Genomic DNA, 11,999 nt, shown 5'->3' on the forward strand with positions numbered 1-11,999 from the left:
GGCCCGGCGTGTACAGCGGCCGGGCCCGGAGCCCGGTGATTTCCGGAAAGCGAACCGGAAGCGGTGCCTCAGGGGGTAAGGGCGACCCTCGGGGGTCAGGCCTCCAGCTCGCCGAGGACCTTGCGCTGGACCTCGTCGAGCTCGGCGCAGCCGAGGGTGCCGAGGTCCAGCAGCCGGTCGAGCAGGGCGCGGTCGAAGGGGGCGCCCTCGGCGGTGCCCTGGACCTCGACGAAGCGGCCGTCCGCGGTGCAGACGATGTTCATGTCGGTCTCGGCGCGGACGTCCTCCTCGTACTGGAGGTCGAGCATCGGGACGCCGTCGATGATGCCGACGCTGACGGCGCTGACGCCGCCGGTGATCGGCTTGCCCTTGGCGCGCAGCAGCTTGCGCTCGCGGGCCCAGGAGACGGCGTCGACAAGGGCGACGTAGGCGCCGGTGATGGCGGCGGTGCGGGTGCCGCCGTCGGCCTGGAGGACGTCGCAGTCGAGGACGATGGTGTTCTCGGCGAGGGCGCGGTGGTCGACCACGGCGCGCAGCGAGCGGCCGATGAGCCGGCTGATCTCGTGGGTGCGGCCGCCGAGGCGGCCCTTGACGGATTCACGGTCGCCGCGGGTGTTGGTGGCGCGCGGGAGCATGGAGTACTCGGCGGTGACCCAGCCCTCGCCGCTGCCCTTGCGCCAGCGCGGGACGCCCTCGGTGACGCTGGCGGTGCACAGCACCTTGGTGTCGCCGTAGGAGATGAGGACGGAGCCTTCGGCGTGCTTGCTCCAGCCCCGTTCGATGGTGACGGGGCGGAGCTGGTCGGGGGTGCGGCCGTCGATGCGTGACATAGGCACCGAGCGTAGTCGGTTTCGGCAGGTGCTCCGGGTACGCCCCGAGGCGTCCCGTGGCGTCCCGAGGCGTCCGGGTCTGCCCGGGAGGGCGGGCCGGTGTGCCCGGACGTGCCACGGCCCGCCGACCGGAGGGGTCGGCGGGCCGGGTGGTGGCGAGCCCGGTGGGCTCAGCTCACATCATGTCCTCGATGTCGGCGGCGATCGGGTCGGCGTCGGTGCCGATGACGACCTGGATCGCGGTGCCCATCTTCACGACGCCGTGGGCGCCGGCGGCCTTGAGCGCGGCCTCGTTGACCAGGGAGGCGTCCTTGACCTCGGTGCGCAGGCGGGTGATGCAGCCCTCGACCTCTTCGATGTTGTCGATGCCGCCCAGACCGGCGACGATCTTCTCAGCCTTGCTGGCCATTGTTTTCTCCCTCTGTCTCGGCCCGTCGGCTGCTCTGCCGGGTGCCGTCCTGCGCTGTGACCTCGGTCGCGGGTGACGTGCGGTCAGTGGTGGGTCGCTGCCGTGGCGTGCTGCCCGAGCGGCGCGACCAGCATGACCCGAGCCGGACCGATATGCCACGTTAGTCCACTTTCGGCGTATTCCGACGCGCATGCCCCGGGTCGGCACCCGAGGATGACGAGCAGGGGGCCCGTCTCCCGGCGCGCGGCCTGCGTCCCAAAGTGGTCTACACCAATATATGTGTACTCCGATGAACGCAGGAAGGGCCCCGGGTGTTCCCGGTCCCCGCCCGGGGGGCCCGGCGCGGGCCACCGGACGGCCACTGCACTCGGAGGGCGAAGGATGAGTTCGGCAGGCGCCACAGCACCGCGAACCACGTGGTGGCACACCTTCTACGGCGGCCTCCAGAAGATGGGCCGCTCGCTCCAACTGCCGGTGGCCGTGCTCCCGGCCGCCGGCATCCTGAACCGGCTCGGGCAGGACGACGTCTTCGGCAAGGACGGCCTGGGCTGGGACAACGTCGCCAAGGTGTTCGCGGCGGCCGGCGGCGCACTGCTCGACTCCTCGCTCGGCCTGCCGCTGCTGTTCTGCATCGGCGTCGCGATCGGCATGGCGAAGAAGGCCGACGGCTCGACGGCGCTGGCCGCGGTGGTCGGCTTCCTCGTCTACTACAAGGTGCTGCACGCCTTCCCGGAGGACTGCGCGCCGGGGACGGTGCTGGTCAGCGACCAGTGCGTGGACTACACCTCGGCGAAGGCGGCGGCCGCGACGTACCAGAACCCGGGCGTGCTGGGCGGCATCCTGCTCGGCCTGATGTCGGCCTGGCTCTGGGTCCGCTTCCACCGCACCAGGCTGGTCGACTGGCTGGGCTTCTTCAACGGCCGCCGGCTGGTGCCGATGATCACCGCCCTGGTCGGCATGCTGCTGGCCGTGGTGGCGGTCTGGGTGTGGCCGCCGATCGGCCGCGGCCTGAACTCGTTCAGCCAGAACCTCGCCGACCTGGGCGCGGGCGGCGCGGGCATCTTCGGCGTGTTCAACCGGGCACTGCTGCTGATCGGCATGCACCAGCTGCTGAACACCTTCGTCTGGTTCCAGTTCGGCGAGTTCGCCAAGTCGGACGGCACGATCGTCCACGGCGACATCCCGCGCTTCCTGGCGGGCGACCCGACCGCGGGACAGTTCCAGTCGGGCTTCTTCCCCATCATGATGTTCGCGCTGCCGGCCGCCGCGCTGGCCATCGCCCACTCCGCGAAGCCGCACCGCCGCAAGGAGATCTACGGCCTGATGCTCTCGGTCGGCCTGACCTCCTTCGTGACCGGCGTCACCGAGCCGATCGAGTACTCCTTCGCCTACATCGCCCCGGCGCTGTACGGCGTGCACGCCCTGCTGACCGGCGCATCGATGGCCGTCACCTGGGGGCTGGGGGTGCACGACGGCTTCAGCTTCTCGGCCGGCCTGATCGACTACGTGATCAACTGGGGCCTGGCCACCAAACCGTGGCTGATCATCCCGATCGGCCTCGGCTTCGCCGCCGTGTACTACGCGCTGTTCCGCTTCATCATCGTGAAATTCGACCTGAAAACCCCGGGGCGCGAGCCCGAGAGCGAGGTCGAGGACGTCACCAAGGCATAAAGCGGTCGGCCGTCGAAGACAATCCGAAAAGGCCCTCGGACCATCGCTCCGAGGGCCTTCGGCATATCCGGACGGGCCGAAGGCCTCCGGCGCGAACGTGCCCCCACCCGGGCCACAGCCGGTCGGTGACCGGCCGGTGACGTGCCGTGGAGCATCCGGCCGGCCCGGCTTTTTGTTGCGCAAATAGCCAAAATGCCAATCACGGCGGGTAATCAAGATCGCCGATCCGCAAGTAGGTTTCGATTTCATAGCGCTTCCCATCTGCGGCGCTTTCGAGGGTTCCCCGACTCCTCCGCCCGTGCTACAAAACTGGTCTACACCACGTGTGGTGTAGACCAGTTCGCGGTTCGGCCCCCTGTGCACCCTCCCCCCGACCGACCCGCCCTTGCCGTAAGGAAGCCACCCCCATGAGTCAGTCTGCGCAGGCACCGGCGCCCGCCACGGCTCCGGCTACGCCGAGTCCCACGAAGAAGTTCGGCCAGAACCTGCTCCAGGGTCTGCAGAAGATCGGCCGCAGCCTCCAGCTGCCGATCGCCGTCCTCCCCGCCGCCGGTCTGCTGGTGCGCCTGGGCCAGGACGACGTCTTCGGCAAGGACGGCCTCGCCTGGAACAAGGTCGCCGCGGTCTTCCTCACCGCCGGCAACGGCGTCTTCGACAACCTGCCGCTGCTCTTCGCGGTGGGCATCGCGATCGGCTTCGCCAAGAAGGCCGACGGCTCGACCGCCCTCGCCGCCCTGGTCGGCTTCCTGGTCTACAAGAACGTGCTGACCGCGTTCCCGATCACCGAGTACAAGATCCTCCCCGGCAAGGACGAGGCCGCCACCTATCAGAACCCGGGCGTGCTCGGCGGCATCGTGATCGGTCTGCTCGCCGCCGTGCTGTGGCAGAAGTACCACCGCACCAAGCTGGTCGACTGGCTCGGCTTCTTCAACGGCCGCCGCCTGGTGCCGATCATCATGGCCTTCGTCGGCACCGCCGTCGGCGTGTTCTTCGGCCTGGCCTGGGGCCCGATCGGCGACGCCATCAAGAGCCTGAACGACACCCTGATCGGGGCCGGCGCGCTCGGCGCCGGTGCCTTCGGCCTGGTCAACCGCGGTCTGCTGCCGGTCGGCATGCACCAGTTCGTGAACTCCTTCGCCTGGTTCCAGACCGGTGACTTCACCAAGCCCGACGGCACCGTGGTGCACGGCGACCTGACCCGCTTCTTCGCCGGCGACCCGACCGCCGGACAGTTCATGGCCGGCTTCTACCCGATCATGATGTTCGCCCTGCCGGCCGCCGCCTTCGCCATCGCCCACACCGCCAAGCCGCACCGCCGCAAGGCCGTCACCGGCATGATGCTGTCGCTGGCGCTGACCTCCTTCGTGACCGGTGTCACCGAGCCGATCGAGTTCTCCTTCGTCTTCATCGCCCCGCTGCTGTACGTGATCCACGCCGTCCTCACCGCCGTCTCGATGGCCGTGACCTGGGCGCTCGGCGTGCACGACGGCTTCACCTTCTCCGGCGGTCTGATCGACTACCTGCTCGCCTGGAACAAGGCCACCGACCCGTGGATGATCATCCCGCTCGGCCTGGCGTTCGCCGCGATCTACTACTTCCTGTTCCGCTTCGCGATCGTCAAGTTCGACCTCAAGACCCCCGGTCGCGAGGACGACGACGAGATCGAGGACGTCACCAAGGCCTGACGCCCCGTACCACCCGCACGCCGCTCACGGCCCCGGCTCCCCGCGTGTCCACCGCGACGGCCGCCCGCTGAGACGGTGGTTGACGAACCCGCGGACCCGCTGGTCAACTGAAGCCGTGAACGCCCCCCGCCCGCTGGTGACCCGCAGCCACATCGACTTCGGTCGCGTGTGGTCCGCGGCGTGTCGCGGCTGACCCGAGCGTTCCCCCCGCCGCCGCCCGGCTGACGTCCCCGCCGCGCCCCGGCCGCGCACCACCCCGTCACCCGCGCCCGCCCGCACCCCGGGCCGGCCGGCCCGTGCCCGTGCACCCCCGCCCACCCCGTCCCCGGGGCGGGCGGGCCGGTCCGCGACGCGCCGCACGCACCGCTTCCGTCCCAGGAAAGTCCAGGCCGCCCATGCCCCGCCAACTGCACCTTTCCGCCGCCCTCGACAGCCCCGGCCACGTCGACGCCGCCCACTTCACCGCGCTCGCCCGGCTCGCCGAACGGGCCGCCCTCGACTTCGTCACCCTCGACGACTCCTACACCCCCGAACCGCTCCGGCTCGACGCGCTCGCCACCTTCGCCCGGCTCGCCCCGGTCACCCGCGGCCTCGGCCTGGTCCCGACCGTCACCACCACCCACACCGAGCCGTTCCACACCTCCGTCTCGGTCAACACCCTGGACTGGGTCAGCGAGGGCCGGGCCGGCTGGCTGGTCGGCGTCTCCGACACCGAGGCCGAGGCCAGGGCCTTCGGCCGCAAGGGCACCGCCCCGGCCGACGAACTCTGGGCCGAGGCCGCCGACGCCGCCGAGGTCGCCACCCGGCTCTGGGACAGCTGGGAGGACGACGCCGAGATCCGCGACACCGCCACCGGACGGTTCGTCGACCGCGCCAAGCTGCACCACATCGACTTCGAGGGCCCGCACTTCTCGGTCCGCGGCCCCTCCATCACCCCCCGCCCGCCGCAGGGCCGCCCGGTGATCGCGGTCACCGTCGCCGCCGGCGACCTCGCGCCGGACGCCGGACCCGGCGGGCGCGCCCGGGTCGCCACCGCGGCCCGCTACGCCGACGTCGTCCTGCTCGACGCCCCCGACCGGGCCACCAGGCTCACCGCCGCCACCGAACTGCGGCTGCGCGGCGGCGAGGCGCTGCGCATCCTGGCCAGGATCCCGGCCGCGCTGCCCGACGACGCCGCGACCGACGCCCTGCTCACCGAGGTCACCGAGGGCGGCGGCGGGGTCGACGGCTTCCACCTGGTGCCCGCCGAGGCGGCCCGGGACCTCGACGCGCTCGCCGACCGCGTCGTGCCGGCGCTGCGCGAGCGCGGCCTGTTCCGCACCGGCTACACCGGCCGCACCCTGCGCGAGCACCTCGGGCTCTCCCGCCCCGCCAGCCGCTACGCGCTGGCCGCGACCATCCCCGCGCCCTCCCCCGCTCCTGCCGCGACCGCCGAGGTGACCCGATGACGGACCGCCCGCTCAAGCAGATCCACCTCGCCGCGCACTTCCCCGGCGTCAACAACACCACCGTGTGGAGCGACCCGGCCTCCGGCAGCCAGATCGCCTTCGACTCCTTCCGCCACCTCGCCGCGACCGCCGAACGCGGCCGGTTCGACTTCTTCTTCCTCGCCGAGGGCCTGCGGCTGCGTGAGGTCAAGGGCCGGATCCACGACCTGGACGTGGTCGGCCGCCCCGAGTCGATCACCGTGCTCGGCGCGCTCGCCGCCGTCACCACCCGCCTCGGGCTGGCCGCGACCGTCAACGCCACCTTCAACGAGCCCTACGAACTGGCCCGCCGGTTCGCCTCCCTGGACCACCTCTCCGGCGGCCGCGCCGCCTGGAACGTGGTCACCTCCTCCGACGCCTTCACCGGCGAGAACTTCCGCCGCGGCGGCTACCTCGACCGCGCCGACCGCTACACCCGGGCCGCCGAGTCGGTCGCGCTCGCCCGGGCGTTCTGGGACGCCGCGGGCACCGGCACGGTCCGCCACCAGGGGCCGCAGTTCGACGTTGAGGGCACCCTCTCGCTGCCCCGGCCACCGCAGGGCCACCCGGTGGTGATCCAGGCCGGCGACTCCGAGGAGGGCCGCGAGTTCGCCGCCGCCACCGCCGACGTGGTGTTCAGCCGGCACTCCACGCTCGCCGCCGGCCAGGCCTTCCACACGGACGTCAAACGGCGGCTCGCCGCGTACGGGCGCAAGCCGGACGAGCTGAAGATCATGCCCGGCGTCACCTACGTCCTCGGCGACACCGAGGAGGAGGCCGTCGAGCGGGCCGCCGCGATCCGCCGCGCCCAGGTGAGCCCGGCCACCGCGATCGCCTACCTGGAGCAGGTCTGGGGAATCGACCTGTCCGGCCACGACGTGGACGGCCCGCTGCCGGCCGTCGACCCGGTCCGCGACTCCGGCCTGGTCCAGGGCCGCACCTCGCTCGGCGACCCGCTGGAGATCGCCGCCAAGTGGCGGGCGGTGGCCGCCGAGAAGGGGCTCAGCAGCCGCGAGCTGGTGATCGAGGTGACCGGCCGGCAGAGCTTCATCGGCACCCCGGCGAGCGTCGCCGCCCAGCTCGACCTGCATGTGCAGAGCGACGCCGCGGACGGCTTCATCCTCGTCCCGCACCTCACCCCGGGCGGGCTGGACGACTTCGTCGACCGGGTGGTGCCGCTGCTCCAGGAGCGCGGGGTGTTCCGCACCGAGTACACCGGGACGACGCTGCGCGAGCACCTCGGCCTGCCGGTGCCCGGCCGGCGCTGACGCCGCCCGGCACCACCGCCCGTCACACCCGGCCCAGCCGGGCGGCGTGCACGCCGGCCTGGAAGCGGCTCTCCGCGCCCAGGCCGGCGGTCAGTTCGGCGACCAGCCGGCGCACCGTGCGCTCGGACAGCTCCAGCTTGCGGGCGATCGCCGCGTCGGTCCGCCCGGCCGCCAGCAGCCGCAGCACCTCGTCATGCCGGTCCGTCACCTCGGCCGAGCCCGGCAGCAGTTCGGCCGGCGTCCAGGCGGCGGACCAGAAGTACTCGAAGAGCTCGGCGACCAGTGCGACCAGCGCCGGCTCGCGCACCACCACGGCCGCCTCCGCGACCGGCGCGTCCCCGCCCGGCCCGGCGCCGGGGGCGGGCAGGATCGCCAGCCGGGCGTCCACCACGATCAGCCAGAGCGGCAGCGTGTGGGCCACCCGGATCCGCGCCCCGGCCCCGGTCAGCTCCCGGACGTGCCCGAGCACGGCCGGGCGGCGCAGCGCGGCGGCCGGGTGGATGGTGCGCAGTGCGGCGCCGTGGGCGAGGGCGAGGCGTTCGCGGGCGAGTTTGCCCGCGAGGGCGGGGCCGGAGAGGTCCTGGCCGGGGCGCAGTGAGAGGGCCTCGGTGCGGGCGCCGCGGGCGGCGTCCTCCAGCAGGGCGGCGATCCGGTCGGCGCCGCGGACGACTTCGAGGGCGGTGCCGGCGCGGTGGCCTTCCTGGACGGGCAGGTAGCCGGTGTGCAGCCGGTCGACGGTGTCGCGGGCCCGGCGCAGGGTGCCGAGCAGGTCGGCGACCTGCCGGTCGGTGTCGAGCAGCAGTTGCCGCACGGCGGTGTCGACGGAGACGGCGGCGCGGTCGCAGGTGCGGTCCCGGGCGGGGCCGGCGGCGGTGGGCTGGAGCAGGCCGAGGGCGAGGAGTTCGGCGGTGGCGGCGGCGAGCCGCCGGTCGTCCCAGTCGGGGAGCAACTCGGCGGGCGGGCGGCCGGGTTCGGCGAGCAGGCGGGCGTAGAGCCGGGTGGCGTCCCGGTCGGCGGGGCTCTCCATCGGCGCAGCCTAGTCAGGGTCGGGGTCCGCCCGCCCGGGGTTTCACCGTGTGGGACGGGGCGCTTCCGCTCCCGGTCATGGCCGGTTCCGGCAGGGCCCGGGGCGCTGACCGGTGGGGCTCCGGTGGTGAGGATGTTCGTCCATGACGGTTCTTCCCGAGGCTTCGACGATCTGGCTGGACGGTGCGCTGGTGCCCTGGCACGCGGCGACCACGCACGTCCTCACCCATGGACTGCACTACGGAACGGGGGTGCTGGAGGGCACCCGGGCGTTCGCCACCGCGGACGGCCCGGCGGTGTTCCGACTGACCGAGCACCTGCGCCGGCTGGACCGCAGTGCCCGGATGCTGCGAATGGAACTGCCCTACGGTGTGGACGAGTTGGCGAAGGCCACGGTCGACCTGGTGCGGGCCAACGGCCACCGCTCCTGCTATCTGCGGCACTTCGCCTTCCTGGGCTACGGCGCGATGGGCCTGGACATGCGGTCCTCGCCGACCGTCACGGCGATCGCGGGCTGGGAGTGGCACTCCCAGCTGCCGGACGCGCGGGGCGGCATCCGGTTGAAGACGAGCAGTTGGCGGCGGACCGACCCGAACGCGGTGCCGCCCGCCGCGAAGGCGACCGGCCCGTACCTGAACTCGGTGCTGGCGCGCCGGGAGGCGACCGACGCGGGGTACGACGAGGCGCTGCTGCTCTGTGCGGACGGCGCGGTGAGCGAGTGCACGGGCGAGAACGTGTTCGTGGTGCGCGACGGGGTGCTGCGCACGCCTCCGGCGAGCGCGGGCGCGCTGGAGGGGATCACCCGGGACACGGTGCTGACGCTGGCACGCGACCTGGGGGTGCAGGTGCGGGTGGAGGCGTTGCTGCGTTCGGACCTGTACGCGGCGGACGAGGTGTTCGTGTGCGGGACGGCGGCGGGGGTGGTGGCGGTGCGTTCGCTGGACGACCGGGAGCTGCCGGCCGCCCCGGGGCCGCTGACGGAGCGGCTGCGGGCGGCCTACGAGGCGGCGGTGTCCGGCGCGGACGACCGCTACCGGCACTGGCTGACGTTCGTGGGGTGAGCCGTCAGACCTCGTAGACGGCGCCGGCCCGGGCGATGTCGACCGGTCCGGGGTAGGAGGCGGCCGCGTCCCGCCGGTTGAGTTCGGCGTCCGTCCACGGGGGGATGTGGGTGAGGACGAGCCGGCGGGCGCCGGCCGCGGTGGCGTGCTCGCCGGCCTCGCGGCCGTTGAGGTGGACGGCCTGGTAGGTGTCGCGGCCGTCGAGGTAGGCGGCCTCGCAGAGGAAGAGGTCGGTGTCGCGGGCGAGCTCGACGAGTTCGGCGCTCTCGCCGGTGTCACCGGAGTAGACGAGGCTGCGGCCGTCGTGTTCGAGCCGGAAGGCGAAGGCGTCGACGGGGTGGTTGACCTGGGCGACGTCGATCCGCAGCGGCCCGAGGTCGAAGCGTCCGGGGGTGAGGGTGCGGAACTCGAACACCTCCTTCATCCCCGGGTTCTCCGGCATGTCGTAGGCGCGGGCCATCCGGGCGGCGGTGCCGGCCGGGCCGTAGACGGGCATCGGGTCGGGGCAGCCCTCGGCCCGGTAGTTGCGGGCGACCCAGTAGGCGCACAGGTCGACGCAGTGGTCGGCGTGCAGGTGGCTGAGCAGGACGGCGTCGACGTCGTAGATCGAGACGTACTTCTGGAGTGCGCCGAGCGCCCCGTTGCCGAGGTCGAGCACGACGCGGTAGCCGTCGGCCTCCACCAGGTAGCTGGAGCACGGCGAGTCGGCCGACGGGAAGCTACCCGAGCACCCCACCACGGTCAGTTTCATCCGAGCCCCTCCGCCCCGACACGTCCTGGCTGCCGCTGGTCATGACAGCGGGCCGGGAATGCCGGCCGGAGGCGCTGCCCTGCGCGTGTTGTCGAGGGTAAGGGCGGACCGGCACTTTGCCCCCGTCTCCGTGCCGTGCTGTGGCTGGAATCACCAGAACGCCGGGGGGCGCGACGGTGGTGGCGGGGGCGGGCGGGGCTCCGGCCGGCTCCCGGGCGGGACCGGCCGGGCGGGCGCCGTCACGCCCAGAGCTGGCCCTGCAGCGCCTCGACGGCGGCCTCGGTGGACTCGGCGGTGTAGATGCCGGTGGACAGGTATTTCCAGCCGCCGTCGGCGACCACGAAGACGACGTCGGCGCGCTCGCCGGCCTGGGCGGCCTTGCGGCCGACGCCGATCGCCGCGTGCAGGATCGCGCCGGTGGAGACGCCGGCGAAGATGCCCTCCTCCTGGAGGAGTTCGCGGGTGCGCCGGACGGCGTCGGCGGAGCCGACCGAGAAGCGGGTGGTGAGCACCTCGGCGTCGTACAGCTCGGGGACGAAGCCCTCGTCGAGGTTGCGCAGGCCGTAGACCAGGTCGTCGTAGCGCGGTTCGGCGGCGACGATCCGCACGCCGGGGACCTTCTCGCGCAGGTAGCGGCCGACGCCCATGAGGGTGCCGGTGGTGCCGAGGCCGGCCACGAAGTGGGTGACGGTGGGCAGGTCGGCGAGGATCTCCGGGCCGGTGCCGGTGTAGTGGGCGCCGGCGTTGTCGGGGTTGCCGTACTGGTAGAGCATCACCCAGTCGGGGTGCTCGGCGGCGGTCTCCTTGGCGATCCGCACGGCGGTGTTGGAGCCACCGGCGGCGGGCGAGGAGATGATCTCGGCGCCCCACATGCGGAGCAGTTCGCGCCGTTCCTCGCTGGTGTTCTCGGGCATCACGCAGACCATCCGGTAGCCCTTGAGCTTGGCCGCCATGGCCAGCGAGATGCCGGTGTTGCCGCTGGTGGGTTCGAGGATGGTGCAGCCGGGGGTGAGCCGCCCCTCGGCCTCGGCGCGCTCGATCATGTGCAGCGCCGGGCGGTCCTTGATGGAGCCGGTGGGGTTGCGGTCCTCCAGCTTGGCCCAGAGGGTGACCAGGCCCTCGGTGTTGCCGGGCACCGCGGCGGACAGCCGGGGCAGGCGGACCAGCGGGGTGTTGCCGACGGCTTCGAGGGGGCTGTCGTAACGCAAGGGGTCCTCCGGCGGGCGGCGGTGGGGTTCGGTACGGGCGGCCCGCCCCGTCCCGGGCGGTGCGCGGGACGGGGCGGGCGGTGGTCAGCGGGCGCCGCCGGCCACGGCGGGCAGGATGGTGACGCTGTCGCCGTCGGCCACGGCGGTGGAGATGCCCTCCAGGAAGCGGACGTCCTCGTCGTTGAGGTAGACGTTGACGAAGCGGCGCAGCTCGCCGCCGTCCAGCAGGCGGGCGGCGATGCCCGGGTGGCGGGCGTCGAGGTCCTGGAAGAGCTCCCCGAGGTTGCTGCCGGAGCCCTCGACGGCCTTGGCGCCGTCGGTGTAGGTGCGGAGGATGGTCGGGATGCGGACCTCGATGGCCATGGCTGCGCTCCTGTGCGAGTCGTGAGGTGGGTGGGCCGCAGCGGACGCGGCAGGGGTGCGGCCCGGGGCGGTGGTCTCCGCGGGCGGGCCTGGACGGGCGGCTCAGCGCGAACGCGCCGGCGTGCCGGGACAGATCGCGCTGGCGAGCCGGCACAGGTCGATGTGCAGGCGCGCCACGAGGCGGGTGCCCGGGGCCTGAGCGCTCACATCGACGGAACGCATGGGCTCATCGTATAGATTCCCGGGCCCGCTCCTCCATGC

General features: G+C 73.0%; 12 protein-coding genes. 5 read left to right on the top strand and 7 right to left on the bottom strand.

What is annotated here, in order from left to right; translation table 11 throughout:
- Positions 1-95 precede the first annotated feature (95 nt).
- A complete protein-coding gene (rph, locus tag ACFU74_RS31895; RefSeq protein WP_380763132.1) occupies positions 96-830 on the bottom strand; it encodes a ribonuclease PH in 735 nt (244 codons plus the stop codon).
- Positions 831-1,005: 175 nt separating this feature from the next.
- Complete coding sequence (locus ACFU74_RS31900) at positions 1,006-1,239, bottom strand: glucose PTS transporter subunit EIIB (RefSeq protein WP_063349220.1); 234 nt, start codon at positions 1,237-1,239, stop codon at positions 1,006-1,008.
- Between the two features lie 381 nt (positions 1,240-1,620).
- Between ACFU74_RS31900 and ACFU74_RS31905 the strand changes: the two genes are divergently transcribed.
- The 4 genes from ACFU74_RS31905 (at position 1,621) to ACFU74_RS31920 (ending at position 7,329) form a co-directional block, all read left to right on the top strand.
- Positions 1,621-2,910, top strand: a complete 1,290-nt coding sequence (locus tag ACFU74_RS31905) for a PTS transporter subunit EIIC (RefSeq protein ID WP_380763134.1) — start codon at positions 1,621-1,623, stop codon at positions 2,908-2,910.
- 407 nt (positions 2,911-3,317) lie between these two features.
- A complete protein-coding gene (locus tag ACFU74_RS31910; RefSeq protein ID WP_380763136.1) occupies positions 3,318-4,595 on the top strand; it encodes a PTS transporter subunit EIIC in 1,278 nt (425 codons plus the stop codon).
- A gap of 395 nt (positions 4,596-4,990) precedes the next feature.
- Positions 4,991-6,043, top strand: coding sequence for an LLM class flavin-dependent oxidoreductase (locus ACFU74_RS31915; RefSeq protein WP_380763138.1), 1,053 nt, complete (start codon positions 4,991-4,993; stop codon positions 6,041-6,043).
- Positions 6,040-7,329 (top strand): LLM class flavin-dependent oxidoreductase, encoded by a 1,290-nt coding sequence (locus ACFU74_RS31920; protein ID WP_380763140.1) that lies wholly within the window; start codon positions 6,040-6,042, stop codon positions 7,327-7,329. Before ACFU74_RS31915 ends, ACFU74_RS31920 begins: the two co-directional genes overlap by 4 nt.
- Positions 7,330-7,351: 22 nt before the next feature.
- On the opposite strand, the gene ACFU74_RS31925 is transcribed toward ACFU74_RS31920, so the two are convergent.
- Positions 7,352-8,356, bottom strand: a complete 1,005-nt coding sequence (locus tag ACFU74_RS31925; protein ID WP_380763142.1) for a LuxR C-terminal-related transcriptional regulator — start codon at positions 8,354-8,356, stop codon at positions 7,352-7,354.
- Between the two features lie 142 nt (positions 8,357-8,498).
- On the opposite strand from ACFU74_RS31925, the gene ACFU74_RS31930 reads away from it, so the two are divergent.
- Entirely contained in the window at positions 8,499-9,416 is a 918-nt protein-coding gene (locus ACFU74_RS31930) for a branched-chain amino acid transaminase (RefSeq protein ID WP_380763144.1), read from the top strand.
- 4 nt (positions 9,417-9,420) lie between these two features.
- On the opposite strand, the gene ACFU74_RS31935 is transcribed toward ACFU74_RS31930, so the two are convergent.
- The 4 genes from ACFU74_RS31935 to ACFU74_RS31950 form a co-directional block, all read right to left on the bottom strand.
- Complete coding sequence (locus tag ACFU74_RS31935) at positions 9,421-10,167, bottom strand: MBL fold metallo-hydrolase (RefSeq protein ID WP_380763146.1); 747 nt, start codon at positions 10,165-10,167, stop codon at positions 9,421-9,423.
- A gap of 239 nt (positions 10,168-10,406) precedes the next feature.
- Complete coding sequence (locus ACFU74_RS31940; RefSeq protein ID WP_380763148.1) at positions 10,407-11,375, bottom strand: PLP-dependent cysteine synthase family protein; 969 nt, start codon at positions 11,373-11,375, stop codon at positions 10,407-10,409.
- Positions 11,376-11,459: 84 nt separating this feature from the next.
- Complete coding sequence (locus ACFU74_RS31945) at positions 11,460-11,738, bottom strand: MoaD/ThiS family protein (RefSeq protein ID WP_344324737.1); 279 nt, start codon at positions 11,736-11,738, stop codon at positions 11,460-11,462.
- Positions 11,739-11,840: 102 nt separating this feature from the next.
- Positions 11,841-11,960 carry a putative leader peptide gene (locus ACFU74_RS31950; RefSeq protein WP_380763151.1) on the bottom strand — a complete coding sequence of 40 codons (120 nt, stop codon included), beginning with the start codon at positions 11,958-11,960 and terminating at the stop codon, positions 11,841-11,843.
- Positions 11,961-11,999: the final 39 nt, after the last annotated feature.

Source organism: Kitasatospora sp. NPDC057500, from assembly GCF_042802195.1.
In the GTDB taxonomy this organism is placed as follows: Bacteria; Actinomycetota; Actinomycetes; order Streptomycetales; family Streptomycetaceae; genus Kitasatospora.

Coding starts and splice junctions, on each gene's coding strand:
- rph (WP_380763132.1), bottom strand. CDS start 830: ATGTCACGCATCGACGGCCGCACCCCCGACCAGCTCCGCCCCGTCACC.
- ACFU74_RS31900 (WP_063349220.1), bottom strand. CDS start 1,239: ATGGCCAGCAAGGCTGAGAAGATCGTCGCCGGTCTGGGCGGCATCGAC.
- ACFU74_RS31905 (WP_380763134.1), top strand. CDS start 1,621: ATGAGTTCGGCAGGCGCCACAGCACCGCGAACCACGTGGTGGCACACC.
- ACFU74_RS31910 (WP_380763136.1), top strand. CDS start 3,318: ATGAGTCAGTCTGCGCAGGCACCGGCGCCCGCCACGGCTCCGGCTACG.
- ACFU74_RS31915 (WP_380763138.1), top strand. CDS start 4,991: ATGCCCCGCCAACTGCACCTTTCCGCCGCCCTCGACAGCCCCGGCCAC.
- ACFU74_RS31920 (WP_380763140.1), top strand. CDS start 6,040: ATGACGGACCGCCCGCTCAAGCAGATCCACCTCGCCGCGCACTTCCCC.
- ACFU74_RS31925 (WP_380763142.1), bottom strand. CDS start 8,356: ATGGAGAGCCCCGCCGACCGGGACGCCACCCGGCTCTACGCCCGCCTG.
- ACFU74_RS31930 (WP_380763144.1), top strand. CDS start 8,499: ATGACGGTTCTTCCCGAGGCTTCGACGATCTGGCTGGACGGTGCGCTG.
- ACFU74_RS31935 (WP_380763146.1), bottom strand. CDS start 10,167: ATGAAACTGACCGTGGTGGGGTGCTCGGGTAGCTTCCCGTCGGCCGAC.
- ACFU74_RS31945 (WP_344324737.1), bottom strand. CDS start 11,738: ATGGCCATCGAGGTCCGCATCCCGACCATCCTCCGCACCTACACCGAC.
- ACFU74_RS31950 (WP_380763151.1), bottom strand. CDS start 11,960: ATGCGTTCCGTCGATGTGAGCGCTCAGGCCCCGGGCACCCGCCTCGTG.